Raw genomic sequence first — 16,065 nt, forward strand, 5'->3', positions numbered from 1 at the left:
ATGGCCAAAGGTATACAAATCAAACTATAATGCTATATTTCTGTTTTTAATCCACTATGAAAAAAAGCTTGTTGACGCTGGTAGTTGTTCTCATTGCTCTTACCTGTTACGCGCAAACCTACAAACTCAGCGGCACTATAAAAGACAGCAACGGCCAGCCCGTCCCCTTTACTTCCGTTTACATCAAGGGCACGACCACCGGCACTTCCGCCAACATAGACGGCTTTTACAGTTTCAGCGTCAGTTCCGGCGCAGCAACTATTGTGTACAGGGCACTAGGCTACAGCCCGGCTGAACAGTATTTCGACATCAGTGGTGACGTGCGGCAAGACATCACACTCCGGGAAGAGGCCTACACCCTCCGCAACATCACCATTACACCCGGAGGCGAAGACCCGGCGATGGACATCATGCGGAAGGCCATACGCAACCGGGGCATTCACCTCAATGAAGTCAAAGCCTACACTGCCGATGTCTACATCAAAGGCGTACAGAAACTTGTCGGGGCTCCAAAGCGCTTTTTCGGGCGTGACATCCAGAAAACGCTCGATCTGGACACCAATCGTCATGGTATCCTCTATCTTTCCGAATCTACCTCACGTTTTGCCTACCAGCATCCCGGAAAGATCCGCGAAGAAATGGTTTCCTCCAAGGTAGCGGGCAGAAACAATGCCTTCAGTTTTAACAAGGCATCAGATCTCGTCATCAATTTCTACGAGAACATACAACTTGAAAATGTGCTGAGTACAAGGGGCTTCATTTCCCCACTGGCAGACAATGCCTTGCGGTACTACCGCTACAGGCTCGTCGGCACCACCACGGAAGACGACAACACGATTTATAAGATAGAACTCCTGCCCAGAAGGAACTACGACCCGGTATTCCGGGGCCATATCTACATAGTGGATAATACCTATCACCTTACCAGTGCCCATGTCTATCTCACTGAAAACACCGGCATCAACCTGCTCGACACATTGAATATCTCCCAGCAGTTCCTCAGGACAGATCAGACCTATATGCCGTCCAACGTCCACTTTCAATTCTACGGCGATGTTTTCGGTTTCAAATTCGCAGGTTATTATATAGGTGTTTACAGTAACTATAATCTCCATCCGGAATTCCCTGAGGGTTACTTCAATGGTGAGATCCTTAAGGTCAATAAGGCCGTGAACAAAAAAGATTCTCTTTTCTGGCTTAACAACCGGCCTATACCGCTTACCGCAGAAGAGCGCCGCGACTACAGACGTAAGGATAGCCTGGAAGCCCTTAAGGTATCCAGGCATTACCTTGACTCGCTGGAAAAGGCCAATAACCAGTTCGGGGCCATCAAATTCATTGTCAGCGGTTATACCATCAACAACCGCTATGAGAAAAAATCCTACAGCTTTGACCCCTTTTACCGCAGCTTCCTTTACAATACCGTTGAAGGCTTTGCCCTGAAGCCGGCACTCACTTATACCCGGCAACTGGATGACCGCAAATACTACAGCATACGCCCCGAGCTCAGGTATGGTTTTTCCAATAAGCTGCTTACCGGTAACCTCAGCGCAAACTATTATTACGATCCGACCAAACTTGCAGGGATCAGTGTCAGCGGCGGTTCAGGTATTTATGACCTGAACAATCTGGGCTCAATGAGCCTTTTTGCCAACACCTTCAATACCCTTTTCTTTGAAACCAACTTCTCCAAATTTTACAAGAAGGAATTCGTCAATATCAGCACCTCCCGCGAACTCAGCAATGGGTTGCTGGCAGATCTGAAAATGGACTACTCATGGAATACCTGGCTCCGCAATACCAGTTCATTTAAGATCAGGGACCTCAAAGATGAACAATTCACCTCCAACAATCCCTTCAGCCCTGCTACCGAAACCCCGCTTTTCCCTACATACCGGGCACTCACGCTTTCCGCCTCGCTGACCTACACCATCGGGCAAACCTATATCACCCGGCCTGACGGGAAATTCTACCAGCCCTCTAAATACCCGGTGCTGAAGCTCAGCTACCGCAAAGGCATTAACCATATGCTAGGCAGCGATGTAGATTACGACCTGTTGTCCTTCGAGGCCTCAGAAACCCGGATCAGTACCGGCATGCTCGGCTACTCTTCTTTTGTCGCGGGTATTGGTAAATTCTTCAACCGCAATCAGATTTACTATCCGGAAGCGCAGCATTTCAGAGGCAATAATTCCTTTCTCAGCAAACCTGACATCAGGCGGTTCCTGTTTCTGGATTTCTATCTTTACGGTACCGATCGTGAATATGCGGAGTTTCATTACGAACATAATTTTTCCGGTCTTCTCACCAATAAGGTGCCCATACTCCGTAAGCTCAAACTGGAAGAAGTCATCGGTGCGAGCTACCTTACCCAACCTGTCAAGAGGAACTATACCGAGTTTTATTTCGGCCTTCAACGGCTCATCTTCCGTGCCGCCTACGGCTTTGCCTATGACGGCAACAAACGTGTGCAGCACGGCTTCAGGCTAACCTACAACCTGTAATAGTCCCTAAAACAAACAGGGGCAAAAAGCCCCTGTATATCATTCATTTTAACGAAAGAGAAATCTCTTCAACCAATGGTCGGCTAGATCGCCAGCTTCTTTCTGATGTCGGAAGGAATCCCTTTCTTATGCAGCAAAAACGCAGTCGTCTTATACTTCACAAAATTCTTGGTCACATATAAATAACCCTGGTAATCATTGGAAGCCCCCCATGAGTTCTTCACAATGTAATACTCCCTGCCATTCTGGTCCTTCGCCAAACCAGTGATCTGCATGCCATGGTCGTCAGTAGTCTCATAATCGTCAAACGCAGCCTGGCGCATCTCCACTGTGATCTCTTTCTCAGGTTTCGGCCCGTTGAACATCGCTGCCTTTTCCGCGGCACTCATACTCGAAAAATCCTTCTCCGGCACATAAGCCACACCGTTCTTCCAGCTGAAGCCCTTTTCGCTCACATCAGAAGCCCAGGCAACCGTAAAACCATTCTTCAGTGCATAATCAATGGTCTTCGTGATGTCATCCATCTGCACATTATATACCTGGTCATAAGACCAGTTGTCCGGCACCATCAGTACGGCCTTCTTATAGTAAGGAGAAGTATTGAATGAAGACAGTTCTACGTAATCTTCAGGATTGATACCTACCACCTCCTTAGCAAAAGTCTTCGGTGTATATTCCTTACCTTCGTAAGTAAACTTCTCCGGTACAGCGCCCATACAGGAATCGATCGTACGGATGTACCTTTCCTTCCATGAAGGATCGAAGTCACCGGAAACTGCTTTCTTCAAAATCGCCTCAGTCAGTTTATTCATACGGTCAGAAGAACCCGGGCTGCCGTAATCATTGCCGCTGTAAGCCTCCTGCGGCAGGGCGCCGTATTTTGCCAGCATGTTGATCACGTCATGACATGCGCCGCCGTCGCCCAGTGTAAGGGCACCATGCATGCGCACGTAATTAATCCCCTTCTCTACATAGGCATTCCGCGCGGTAAACAACTCTGCAAGATCAACCGGCTTTTTACCCATTCTGATCATCTCTGATTCCAGGAAGGAATTGGTGCTGAAGCTCCAGCAAGTGCCCGCTGATTTCTGATTCTTGACAGAAGTCACCTCCACATTGATCACGGGAGTAAATTTAAAACTCTCCTTACTCGCATCGCTCTGGTTATTCTTCAGTGAATTCACCAGGTTATCCTGTGCAATGCCTGCAAACGGCCCCAGCAGCAAACCAGCCGCAAGGCACCAGGACTTCATTAAATTTTTAGTCATTTGTATGTTTAAAAAGTTAGCTATTTATAATATCCAATAGCAAACATACATATTTTCAGGCAGTAATTAAACGTGCTCAGCCGCGATAAGGAAGGCTGAACCAAAACTCCGAGCCCTCGCCCTCACGACTGGATACACCAATCTGGCCACTGTGCTTCCTGATGATGTCCGCACAGATAAACAGCCCCAACCCCAGTCCGGGTACCTTTTTACCTCCGTCCGTATCTACACGGTAAAACTGATCAAACACCTGCTGCTGCTTATGTTCCGGGATACCCATTCCATGGTCTGTTACCTTTACCACTATCTGCCCCTCAACAAGCCGCGTCTGCAACTTCACATACTTCTCTCCGGGCGAATACTTCACCGCATTCGTCAGCAGGTTATTCATGACCTGCTCAATGCGTTCGCGGTCACCATAAGCCACAGGCTCCGACGGATCAGTATCCAGTTCTGTTACGAAATCTGTATGTGCAGCTTTAAGATTCGCCATACATACCCTCGCAGACTCATTAATGTCAAAGTCATTCATCAGGCAATGCAACGTACCCAATCCCGCCCTGGTACCGTCCAGCAAATCCGAGATCAGGTGAGTGATCCGGTCAAGCTGAACGTCCATTTTCTCTATTGTCGATAAGAGCGTATGCTGTTCCTCCCTGCTCAGCTTCATACCCATCATCTGCAGATAAGCCTTTAATACAGTTACCGGCGATTTCAGTTCATGTACCGCCATGTGCACAAAGTCCTCATGGCTCTTCTCACGTGATAGTTGCTGCGCATACTTCAGTTCCAGTTCCCTTAAGCGGCGCTGGTCCCGCAATTCCTGTTCCCGTACATGCTTTACCAATATCCTGTAATTCGGAAACAACTGATGACGACGCATGGCAAGTCTTTTCAAAGTCATATCCTCAACGGTTAAATGATTGATCAATTCAAAAATAGCAAAAAAATATACCTTTCAGGAAAATAAAATTTATCACCACTTTATACGAACGTGCACTCCTTCAGGATGATTATCAAAACCCAGAAAAAGCGTTCCCGAACGTGCGTCCCATTCGGATTTTCCGGCAAGCGCAGCAGCTTTGCCATCCAGTTCGACACTGACCGGCGCTTCAGGCAGTAAAATCCGCATGGCATTTACCGTATTAGCCGGACTCTTGCATACAAATTCGTAAGCTCTTTCGGAATGTTGCTCTTCATATACCCTCGATGCCGCGGCCAGTACCTGAGGTCTTTTTAAATCCTTTACGCGTTGCAGATTGTACACAAAGCCCTGTTCTCCAGGCATGACCACTTTATCTTCAACAACCGGTAAGGCTGGGTCAAAAAGATCGATTACCGGGCCCCTGATATGGTAAGGTTCCGATCCTTCCTGTTCATCCAGAACGGCCACAATATCATATGCACCGCGTCTCAGGTAGAGGCTGTTCTTAAAGACCAGCTTGCCGGCTTTTGCGTCTGTTTCGAAGGCCCGGGCAAGCACTTTCAGGAATCCGGCATCTCCGCCCTTATTCAATACAAACTCCTTAGGGTCCTGCCGGATGACATGTACGGTACCCTTTCCGTAAGTAAAACGCTCACCAGTATCAGTATGGCGACCCATCATCGCAAACAGGTGCGTCGACGGCGACTGATAATTCATCCCCTTACTGTTCCACCACTCCATTACCGACTGATAAGGATCTTTATCCGCCCCGCAATACACCAGCACACCGCCCTGTTTTACCCAGTCTGCCAGGTGACGGTGCACTTCTTCCCCATAAGGTTTCATGTTTGCATAGCTCATGACCAGCACCCGGATGTCTTTCAGCGTATTCCTGAAGCCCAGGTTTTCCATATGTACAGTTTGTACCGGCACCCCGTTTTTCAACAGGGGCAGCGTCTGTCCGTAAAAATTGGAGAACTGCGGGTCGTCATATCCCTTATGCTCAGGGAACCGCTGGAACATCAGGCTGTTTCCCATAAGTACCCCGATACTGTTTATACCAGTTACCCGGTCGGGGGCAAGCGGCATGTCGTTCAATGCATTGACCATTACCTGCATCTGGGTAGCATAATATTTCGGGATCAGCACTTCCCCTCCCCCGTTCGCCAGCTTATAGGGTCTGGTATAAATCCTTTCGGGCCAGGGCATTACTTCATAATTATTGACCATCGGGTAAAGGAGCTTTGCCGTAAAGGTAGCCTGGTAATTGCGCTTGTAATCGCCCCAGTCACGCGGCCAGTCTTCAATCGGGTCTGTCAGAAAATACATTTTACGTCCGGTAGGTGCGGTCATCGACACCATAGAGCCATATTCCAGAAAGGCATTCTCAAACACCCGTTCCAGCCGTTTTCCGTTGTAGTAAGTAGGCTCGCGCGAAGTGCCCGTCCATACTTGCGCAATATAACCGTCAATTCCGGGTAGGGAAGCAAGGCTTGCCTCCGGGCTCACAATGCGCCACGAGGCATAATTGATCAGTGAATGGGTAGCAATATATACCTTGATATCTTTCCCTGCGCGCTTTCCGTAAGTTTTCGCATATTCCGATACTTCTCTGATCGCATTGTAATACAGCTGATATTTCAGCTTATTAGACAAATACGTATTTTCTGCCGACTCATGCTGTGGTCGCCAGTCAAATCCGTAAAACTTCTTCCATTCCTGTTTTAATACCTCGCTGTAGCCCGCACGTGCCCAGAACTCAGGCTCCTCAAGAAAAATAGACGTAATCCCTGCATCAATCACCCTTTTGATAATTCCGGTTTTCATATAATCCAGGAAAGATGCCACAGGTACGATGTAAGGCACCCCGCCGCCGTGCCAGATCACTTTCCCGTCACGTTCCACCTGTCCGATGTCCTGGTGGTTTTTACCGTCCCACCGGCCCAGAAAGTAATCCTGATATTCTCCCCATGCAATCCCGGTCATGAATTGTGTATTGTAGCCCTTATTCCGCCAGCTGGCGACCCTTTGTTCAAAAGTCATATCCTTATGATCTCTCGCACCATATACGATCGCAATATCTGAGCGCACATCAATCTCCGGCCTCCATGCACTTCCTGTTTGAAACGCAGTCCTTTCCCTGGGCGTGATTTTCTGCCCCATTGCCATACCGGCAGCCAGGACCAGTCCCAGCAGCAAAATCTCCTTCTTCATTTCCCTATTTCTTTGTCAGCGACCGGATCAGATCCGTTTCCTCTTTCTTGTAAGGGCTGCCGTCCTTTCGGAAGATCTCATGAAACCAGAGCTTAGGCTCTGAACCATCACTGACCGGCTCATCCCAGGCATATTTGGTATTGGTCTTGCCATCCACAAGGCCCCAGTTGATCGCCATGATCTTCTGCTTGTTCAGCATCGGTAAAATGGTCTGAAACGTACTGCCATTGCGCCTGGCCATATATTCTGTACAGATTAGCGGACGTCCTTCCTTCTTCAGCCCGTCAATACGTTTCTGATGGACCGCCACCACGTCGTAACTATGGTAGGTAATCACATCGCTGTTGGCTATCTGGAATTCGTTCAGTGCTGTCAGCTTATCGTCCCATACTCCTGCAGAGAGTGGCTGCGATGGATTAACTTCTCGCGCCCAGCTAAACACAGCCTTCAGCAAAGGCAGCGATTTCGACCCGTTACCCGAATTCCCCGGCTCGTTGTACAGGTCCCAAAGCAGTATGCGCCTGTCTTTACTGAAGGTCTTGAGCACATCCTGCACGTATTCCTTAAGGTAGCCCCATTGCTGCGCATCATCATGCACCGGTTTGAACGGGCTTCTAACCCAACCTGAATTGTGTACACCTGGCTTTGGTTCCGGCTGCCTGCCTGTTGCGCCATCTGCATTCCAGCAATCATCGAAGAACACAAAAAGTGGTTTAATATGATGCTTGTCTGCGATGGACAGGAAGGTCTTCATGCGTTCCTTAAAACCTGCCGGGTCCTGCTTCCAGGCCATATCGTGCAGGTACACGCGCAACGTGGTCAGTCCAATCCCTTCCGCCCATCCCAGTTCCTTGTCGATCTCCCTGGGATTGAAGGTTTCCTTCTGCCAGAATTCAAGTTGGTTAATGGCAGACGCAGGAGTATAGTTTGCGCCGGCCCGCCAGGGCTCCCCGGCATACCAGGCATTCGCTTTCTGAACGCTCCAGCGTTGCGCTGTCTGCGCAAGGGCCTCATTATCCAGGAAAATGGCCAGGGACATACCCGCCAGAAGCAAGCTCAGCGAGAAAAGGTTCTTTTTCATCATCGGTTTCATTTGGTTGTAAGTAAACGAATGTAACAATAGCATCTGTGATTTCATACTTCTCTTTTCAATTGGTTGCAGATCCGTACTGAACCTATCCCTGACGCACCCTTGACCTACCTTTCACGCACCATTGACGCACCCTTAACGCACCTTCTGGGTGCGACAACGCACCGTTAATGGTCCGCCGGTACTGCATGGCATTACCATTCAAAACAAGTATCTTTCGGAATGAAAAAAATAGTGGTACTTACCGGTGCAGGGATCAGCGCCGAGAGCGGGCTGAAGACATTCCGGGATACCGACGGGCTTTGGGAAGGCCACAAGATAGAGGATGTTGCCACACCAGAGGCCTGGCACCGCGATCCGGAACTGGTGCAACAATTTTATAATGAACGTCGTAAAGACGTGCTGGCGGCTGAGCCTAATGATGCCCACAAAGCACTGGCTAAACTCGAGGAAAAATATGAAGTACATATCATCACCCAAAACATAGACAACCTCCATGAACGCGGAGGTTCTTCCAACGTCCTGCACCTGCATGGAGTAATTACCAGATCACAATCCGACGCAGACCCGGGCCTGACTTACCCGATAAATGGCTGGGAATTGAAGATGACCGACCTTTGTGCACACGGACTTCCGCTGAGGCCACATGTAGTCTGGTTTGGAGAAGATGTGCCGAACCTGAGAAAGGCTGCCGCGCTTTGCCTTCAGGCAGATGTATTTGCGGTCATCGGCACTTCCCTGAATGTATATCCTGCGGCCGGACTGACGGATTATGCACCTTATGATTCGGTAAAATACATCATTGACCGTAAAATACCGTATGTCAGCGGCAATTTTAAGAAGATTGAAGCGCCCGCAACAGCAGGCGTGTCCCAAATGGTAAATGAGCTGCTGGCTTTCTGAGCCGTGAACGGTTTCTTGAACAAAAGGAATATAATCTTTATCTTTGCACCGCATTAAACGCCGTTTGCAGCGGTATCAATGAAAAATGACAGCATTTCAGACATTACTTTACTATTGCTATACGCCTATAGCTGAGGCAGAACAGTTTGCTGCCGACCATCTGGCTTTTTGTAAATCGCTTAACCTCACCGGCCGCATCATCGTGGCCGATGAAGGCCTGAATGGCACCGTTTCCGGTACCCGTGAAGCTTGCGCGGCCTATATGGCGGCAATCAGGGCCGATGAACGCTTTGACAGACTGGAGTTCAAGATCGACGATGTGGAAGAGCCTTCCTTCATCAAGATGCACTGCCGCTACAAGGCAGAGATCGTCCATTCAGGACTACGTGATCCGCATATCATTAATCCCAATCAGCGCACGGGCAAACACCTGGAGCCAACCGAGTTCCGGGATATGCTGGATCGTGACGACGTCGTGGTGCTGGATGTGCGCTCCAATTATGAGCACAACCTGGGCCGTTTTAAAAATGCAGTAACGCTGGATATTGACAACTTCAGGGACTTCCCGGAAAAGATCAATGAACTCGCACAGTATAAAGACAAAAAGGTATTGACCTATTGCACCGGCGGCATCAAATGCGAGAAAGCTTCTGCGCTATTGCTCCACCACGGCTTCAGTGATGTATACCAGTTACATGGTGGCATTATTAAGTACGGGAAGGAAGCAGGTGGCGAGAACTTTGAAGGAAAATGCTACGTATTTGACAACAGGGTTGCAGTTGACGTGAACAGGGTGAACCCGACAGTAGTATCTACCTGCAGGAATTGCGGCAGGACAACTCCCAAAATGATCAACTGCGCAAACCCTGAATGCAATGAGCACTTTACACAGTGCGACCAATGTGGCGAAGAACTCCAGGGATGCTGTTCTGTGGAATGTACCACACATCCGCGAAAGCGTACCTACGACGGCACAGGTTATTATGTGAAGGTACCGCAGCCGGTAAACAAGGCATGAATTTCCTGAGGCTGAAATACCTGGCCTTTCTCTTTCTTTTGTGCTTTTCGACAATTACCGGCTCAGCGCAGGTCATCAAAAGCATTGGAGTACCCTATATCCAGAATTATCCCAAATCGGTCTATCTTTCAGGCAACCAGAACTGGTCTGTAACCAAGGACAAGCAGGGCGTGCTTTATTTTGGCAATGCACAGGGGCTGCTCAGCTACGATGGCCGGTACTGGGAACAGCATGAAATGCCCAACCGGCAGATCGTGCGGGCAGTGGCGGCCAGGGACGGACGCATTTATACCGGGGGTTTCGGCGAATTCGGCTACTGGTCTTACCGGGACAACAGGCTGGTATATACTTCGCTGATAAAACTGATCCCTAAGCCGGATGCGATTAAAGATGAGGTCTGGAAGATCTATGCTGATGGTAAAAAAGTGATTTTCCAGTCTTTCAAATCGATTTTCATTTATGAAGGAGGCCGCATTAGCGTGGTACGAAAGCCGGAGGGCTTCCTGTTCATGCACCAGTTAGGCGGCAAATACTATGTGGAGGTGCTGAACAAGGGCATCTTTGAACTGCAGCGAGACCAGTTGCTGCCTGTGAAGAACCAGGGTTCGGAGCATCCGGCGCTGGTCATGACGATACTGCCTTATCGCAACGGGCAGTGGCTGGTGGGTACGAGCAACGACGGCCTTTTTCTTTATGACGGGCAAAAGTTTACCCGCTTCGCCCCTGCAGTGAGTACATTCCTGAAAAGCTACCAACTGAACAATGGCAATTTCATCATGGGCCGGTATTATGCCTTCGGAACCATACTGAACGGTGTGGTGATGATGGATGAGGAGGGCAATATGGTGCAGCAGATGAATAAGACCAGCGGCCTGCAGAACAATACGGTGCTGAGCATGTTCACTGACAACGACCAAAACGTTTGGCTGGGATTGGATAATGGCATTGACCGCATTGAGCTGAATTCTCCGTTATATGCCTATTTTGACCAGAGCGGCCAGTTCGGAACCGTCTATTCAAGCCTGATCTATAAAGGGTTCATTTATCTTGGCACCAACCAGGGTTTGTTTTATGCACCCTGGAAAGGAACAGGCGGCACCTATCATGCCTTCAATTTCCGTCTGGTGCCCGGCTCGCAGGGCCAGGTATGGAACCTGACTGAAATTGACGGCCAGTTATTCTGCGGACACAACAGAGGTACTTTCCGGGTAGAGGGTGATCGTTTTACCGGTATTTCCTATGCTGCGGGTGGCTGGACGCTGAAAAAACTCCGTTCTAACCCAGAGTACCTGATCCAGGGGGCCTATAACGGCCTGGTGCTGTTCCGGAAAGATACCCGGGGGCAATGGGTCTTTTCCAGGGAAATCGCTGGTTTCCGTGAACCATCACGTTATGTGGAACAGGACGAGCGTGGTGATATCTGGGTAGCGCATGCCTATAAAGGATTGTACCGGCTGAGGCTTGATGAGGGCCTGACCAGGGTGGTCAGCAGCAATTATTACAGCCAGAGCAACGGCCTGCCGCAGGATTTCAACATCAATATCTTTTCATTGCAGAACAAGCTGGTCTTTTCCTCCGACCATGGGTTCTACACTTACGACGAGATCAGCAACCACTTTACGGCATACACCGCATTGAATAGGGCACTAGGCACTTTTGCCGCTTCCAACAAAATCATTGACGCAGGGCAAAACAAGTACTGGTTCATCAACCACGGCAAAACGGCCCTGGCGGATTTCTCAAAAACAGGCAGGATCGATATAGATTCCAATACCTTCAGTGCACTGAACGGAAGAATGGTACAATATTATGAGAACATCAGCAGGATCGGGAACGGCATTTACCTGATCAGTGTGGATGACGGATTTGTGATCTATCACTCCGATAAGGGAGCTGCAGGGCAGGCTGTTCAACTACCAGCGGTGCTCGTCCGGAAAATCGAGGACATTACCGATACACATGCCTTGCTGAGCGAGACAGGCAATAGCGGAATAAATATGGAAATCCCTTATTCCCGTAATAATATCCGGATCGCTTATGCCCTGCCCTGGTACCGCCAGGGGAAAGTAACATACCAGTATTACCTTGAGGGTTATTCGCGGCAATGGTCTGAATGGGAAACAGTATCGCAAAAGGATTTTACCAACCTGGGCCAGGGCAATTATGTGTTCAGCGTAAGGGCGAAGGTAAATGATCAGCTGATCAGCGAGATTACCCGTATAAAGTTTACTGTACTGCCCCCCTTTTATCTTAATGAATGGGCCATGTTGATTTATGCACTGATGGCGGCTGGTCTGCTACTGCTGGGCAGAAAGCTTTATGAGCGCAAACTTAGAAAAGATAGCCTGCTGATCACCGAGCGTATGCAGGCTGAGCGTGACGAGGCTTTGCGGAAAGAGGCAGAAGCCAGCGAGCGTGAGATCATCAGGCTTCAGTCCGAAAAGCTTCAGGTTGAACTGGACGGTAAGACCAGGGAACTGGCCAATTCGGCGATGAGCCTGGTGTATAAAAATGAATTGCTGCAGAAGATCAGCCAGGAGATACTGAAGCTGAAAGACGCCAATGGGAACCTGCTGGGCGAAGACCAGTTGCGCAGGATACAGAAGGTGATCGATGAAGGCATGAACGACGAGCGGGACTGGAACCTTTTCGAGAACAGTTTCAATGAGGCACATGAGAGTTTCTTCAAGAAGCTGAAGGCAAACCATCCTGATCTGGTCCCTAATGACCTGAAGCTTTGTGCTTATCTGCGCATGAATATGAGCAGTAAGGAAATGGCCTCATTGCTCAACATTTCATTGCGTGGTGTTGAAATCCGGCGTTACCGGCTGCGCAAGAAGCTTGAAGTACCTCATGACAAGAACCTTTCAGAGTTCCTGATGGAGCTATAACACTACATCATTACCTCTCATACCCATCTTTTTTTGCTTTCAGACACTATTTTTCTTAACGACTCCGTGTAGTACCGTTTTTTGCCTTGCGGATATAAGAAACGCTTTTTTTATGAAAACAAGACTTGGTATAGCTTGTTCTGAGAGTAGAGACTACAGGTTTGATGTAGTAATGTGAAGGCCGTTTTTTTGCTTTCGCTGTTACATCTCCTGAGATTTAACTAACTAAAATAATTAAACGTATGAAAAGAATTCTTACTCGGTTTTCTGTCTTCACCTTACTATTTCTGCTTGTTACCGGCATCGTGTCGGCACAGAACATCACTGTGTCAGGCACTGTACTGGATTCGGCAGACAATACCCCGCTGCCCGGTGTGGGTATACTGGTAAAAGGTACTACAACAGGAACAACGACAAATGCAGCCGGAAAGTTTACCATTAGCGCCCCGGCAAATGCAACACTGGTATTTTCTTATATAGGGTATACCAACCGCGAAATTGCAGTAAACAATCAGACGACGATCAATGTGAATCTTTCCGCTTCTTCAGAAATGCTGGAACAGGTGGTCGTGGTAGGATACGGTACACAAAGGAAACTGGATGTGACTGGTTCGGTGGCGACGGTTAAGGGTGAGGAAATCGCAAAGCAGATCTCTCCTAACCCGGTCAGCGGCTTGCAGGGCAAGGTTGCCGGCGTGCAGATCACGAATCTGGGTGCGCCAGGGTCGACGCCTCAGATCAATATCAGGGGAACGAGTACACTATATGCCAATACAGGCGCGCTTTATGTAGTAGATGGGGTATGGTATGACAACATCAACTTCCTGAACCCATCGGATATCGCAGACATCAGCATTTTAAAGGATGCCTCGGCACAGTCTATCTATGGTATCCGCGGTGCAAACGGTGTAGTATTGGTTACTACAGTTAAGGGTAAGAAGGGGGACCCAACCATTACGTATAACGGAACAGTCGGTTTTCAGAAGGTGACGAATAAAGTAGAAATGACTAATGCGACAGAATATGCTACGGCAGTGAATGAAGCCTATGCATTGCTGGGCCAGGCGCCTTTATTTACCAATACAAATTTGGGAACAGGAACTGACTGGTACGGTCAGGTACTCAGGGATGCCCTGATTACCAACCACCAGGTTTCTGTAAACGGTGGTTCAGAGAAATCTACCTACAACCTCTCCCTTGGTTACCTGGATCAGGATGGAATCGTCAAAAAGAACAATTTTAAACGTTATACGGCCAGACTTTCCAATGATATCCAGTTGTTCGAGCCCTTAAAGATCGGCTATAACATTGCGGGAACATCCAGCCGGTCTAACGACGCACCAACAACGATCTTCCGGGCACTTTATGCCGCCTCGCCTGTAGTCCCTGTGTTCAATGCAGACGGATCTTACGGCGATCCGGCCAGCTTTAACCTGGGTAACGGAAGTAACGTAAACCCACAGGCGACGCTGGATTTCTTTAACCAGAGGACAACAAAGTACAACGTAACAGGTAACGTGTTCGCAGAACTGAAGTTTCTGAAAGACTTCACCTTTAGGACCAGTGCCGGCGGTGACTTTTCGCAAGAGGAAGTATTGGGTTATGTTCCAAAATACAAAGCGACTACCGGCCAACAGACCACAATTTCCAAATTGGATATCGACCGGTCCGAACGCCGCAACTGGATCATTGAAAACACACTTACTTTCGACAAACAACTGGAAGATCACAGGTTTACCGTACTTCTCGGGCAGGGGGCTCAACGCAGAAAGTATTATTTCCTGAATGCCGAAGCGCAGGGCGTACCTTACAATTCTGCAAGTGACCTCTATCTGGCATTGGGCAATGCGGGCACCAAGGCTGTGGAGGACGGCGGAGAGCTGGCAACTTTCAATTCTTATTTTGCGAGGGTAAACTATGCTTACAGGAATAAATACTTACTGAATGCTTCTTTCAGGAGGGACGGTGCCTCACAATTCTTCGGCAAAAATACCTGGGGCGATTTCCCCTCTATCGGCGCAGGCTGGGTGGTGAGTAACGAGGATTTTATGAAAGACCAGAAGCTGCTCAGCAACCTCAAAATCCGCGGAAGCTGGGGTAAGATCGGTAATGCCGGAATCCCAGTAAACCCTTCCACAGCTTTGATCAATCAGGGCGGTGAACTCGTGGCCTTCTTTAGCGGAAAACCTCACACTGGTGCTGGCAATACGACTTTGGTCAATCCTGTATTGCTTTGGGAACGGAGTAATGGTATGGATGTGGGCCTGGAAATGGGCTTCCTGGCAAACAGACTGAAAGTTGAGGCGGATTATTACAGCCGCACAACAGAAAGGGCGATCTTCGCTATTCCGATCCTTGGAAGTCTGGGTGGTGCAAATGGGATTACCAGTAACCAGGCCGATATCCGGAACAGGGGTTACGAAGTGATGGCTTCCTGGTCAGATAAAAATGAAAGCGGCTTTACCTATTCCATCAGCGGTAACGTCGGCATCAACGATAACAAAGTACTTAATGTGGCATCCGGCAACAACCCGATCTATGCTGGCGGTGCTGGTCTGACCAGCGGATACCTGGCGACCAGGACAATTAATAACAGGCCGATCGGTGAGTTCTTCGGCTACCAGGTGGTGGGTGTGTTCCAGAATGCTGCCGAAGCTGCGGAATGGACCAGCAACAGCTTTAAAGCAGGTGATTTTAAATATGCTGACATTAACAATGACGGCGTGATCGATTCGCGTGACCGGGTAGTATTGGGCAACCCGAATCCAAAGGTGACTTATGGCCTGAATACCAATTTTGCTTACAAAAATTTTGACCTGACACTGGACATTCAGGGAGTAGCGGGTGTGGACATTATGAATTCCAACCTGGCCAACAGGTTCGGAAATGAGAACTATACCAAGGATTTCTATAATAACCGCTGGAACGGGGCAGGATCTTCCAATACTTACGCTTCTACAAACCTGGCCAGTGGCCTTAACAATGCGCCAAACTCCTTCTATGTAGAAAGCGGTGACTATATCAGGCTGAGAAATGTACAGCTGGGCTATACCCTGCCTGCAGCACTCACCTCTAAATGGAAAGCACAAAGACTAAGGCTGTTTCTGAATGCACAGAACGCGGTGAACCTTTTTGGATATAAAGGTTTCAGTCCTGAAATCGGTGGTACGCCGACCAATGCGGGTATTGACACTAACCTTTATCCATTATATGCTACGTACAATTTCGGTGTCAACTTAACATTCTAATCGA

9 protein-coding genes are annotated in these 16,065 nt (G+C 48.7%); 5 read left to right on the forward strand and 4 right to left on the reverse strand.

From position 1 onward, the window contains the following. Positions 1 to 56 precede the first annotated feature (56 nt). Entirely contained in the window at positions 57 to 2,504 is a 2,448-nt protein-coding gene (locus P2W84_RS13755) for a DUF5686 and carboxypeptidase regulatory-like domain-containing protein (protein WP_276090725.1), read from the forward strand. A gap of 83 nt (positions 2,505 to 2,587) precedes the next feature. Here the strand turns inward: P2W84_RS13755 and P2W84_RS13760 are convergent, their stop codons facing one another. From P2W84_RS13760 to P2W84_RS13775, 4 genes are all read right to left on the reverse strand, one after another. Continuing rightward, complete coding sequence (locus P2W84_RS13760; RefSeq protein WP_276091373.1) at positions 2,588 to 3,757, reverse strand: C1 family peptidase; 1,170 nt, start codon at positions 3,755 to 3,757, stop codon at positions 2,588 to 2,590. A gap of 91 nt (positions 3,758 to 3,848) precedes the next feature. Beyond that, on the reverse strand, positions 3,849 to 4,676 hold the full coding sequence (locus P2W84_RS13765; protein WP_276090726.1) for a HAMP domain-containing sensor histidine kinase: 828 nt from the start codon (positions 4,674 to 4,676) through the stop codon (positions 3,849 to 3,851). 72 nt (positions 4,677 to 4,748) lie between these two features. Next, positions 4,749 to 6,911: a hypothetical protein gene (locus P2W84_RS13770; RefSeq protein ID WP_276090727.1), complete on the reverse strand. Its 2,163-nt coding sequence runs from the start codon at positions 6,909 to 6,911 to the stop codon at positions 4,749 to 4,751. A gap of 4 nt (positions 6,912 to 6,915) precedes the next feature. After that, positions 6,916 to 7,992 carry a cellulase family glycosylhydrolase gene (locus tag P2W84_RS13775; RefSeq protein WP_276090728.1) on the reverse strand — a complete coding sequence of 359 codons (1,077 nt, stop codon included), beginning with the start codon at positions 7,990 to 7,992 and terminating at the stop codon, positions 6,916 to 6,918. A 231-nt stretch (positions 7,993 to 8,223) separates the two neighbouring features. Between P2W84_RS13775 and P2W84_RS13780 the strand changes: the two genes are divergently transcribed. From P2W84_RS13780 to P2W84_RS13795, 4 genes are all read left to right on the forward strand, one after another. Further along, entirely contained in the window at positions 8,224 to 8,904 is a 681-nt protein-coding gene (locus tag P2W84_RS13780; RefSeq protein WP_276090729.1) for a Sir2 family NAD-dependent protein deacetylase, read from the forward strand. Between the two features lie 85 nt (positions 8,905 to 8,989). Then, complete coding sequence (locus tag P2W84_RS13785) at positions 8,990 to 9,922, forward strand: rhodanese-related sulfurtransferase (protein WP_276090730.1); 933 nt, start codon at positions 8,990 to 8,992, stop codon at positions 9,920 to 9,922. Continuing rightward, positions 9,919 to 12,813, forward strand: coding sequence for a triple tyrosine motif-containing protein (locus P2W84_RS13790; RefSeq protein WP_276090731.1), 2,895 nt, complete (start codon positions 9,919 to 9,921; stop codon positions 12,811 to 12,813). Before P2W84_RS13785 ends, P2W84_RS13790 begins: the two co-directional genes overlap by 4 nt. Positions 12,814 to 13,055: 242 nt before the next feature. Then, a complete protein-coding gene (locus P2W84_RS13795) occupies positions 13,056 to 16,061 on the forward strand; it encodes a TonB-dependent receptor (protein WP_276090732.1) in 3,006 nt (1,001 codons plus the stop codon). Positions 16,062 to 16,065 lie beyond the last annotated feature (4 nt).

Origin of the sequence: Pedobacter sp. JY14-1 (genome assembly GCF_029269825.1) — a bacterium.
Classification (GTDB): domain Bacteria; phylum Bacteroidota; class Bacteroidia; order Sphingobacteriales; family Sphingobacteriaceae; genus Pedobacter.

Coding starts and splice junctions, on each gene's coding strand:
- P2W84_RS13770 (WP_276090727.1), bottom strand. CDS start 6,911: ATGAAGAAGGAGATTTTGCTGCTGGGACTGGTCCTGGCTGCCGGTATG.
- P2W84_RS13785 (WP_276090730.1), top strand. CDS start 8,990: ATGACAGCATTTCAGACATTACTTTACTATTGCTATACGCCTATAGCT.
- P2W84_RS13790 (WP_276090731.1), top strand. CDS start 9,919: ATGAATTTCCTGAGGCTGAAATACCTGGCCTTTCTCTTTCTTTTGTGC.
- P2W84_RS13775 (WP_276090728.1), bottom strand. CDS start 7,992: ATGAAAAAGAACCTTTTCTCGCTGAGCTTGCTTCTGGCGGGTATGTCC.
- P2W84_RS13765 (WP_276090726.1), bottom strand. CDS start 4,676: ATGACTTTGAAAAGACTTGCCATGCGTCGTCATCAGTTGTTTCCGAAT.
- P2W84_RS13755 (WP_276090725.1), top strand. CDS start 57: ATGAAAAAAAGCTTGTTGACGCTGGTAGTTGTTCTCATTGCTCTTACC.
- P2W84_RS13780 (WP_276090729.1), top strand. CDS start 8,224: ATGAAAAAAATAGTGGTACTTACCGGTGCAGGGATCAGCGCCGAGAGC.
- P2W84_RS13795 (WP_276090732.1), top strand. CDS start 13,056: ATGAAAAGAATTCTTACTCGGTTTTCTGTCTTCACCTTACTATTTCTG.
- P2W84_RS13760 (WP_276091373.1), bottom strand. CDS start 3,757: ATGAAGTCCTGGTGCCTTGCGGCTGGTTTGCTGCTGGGGCCGTTTGCA.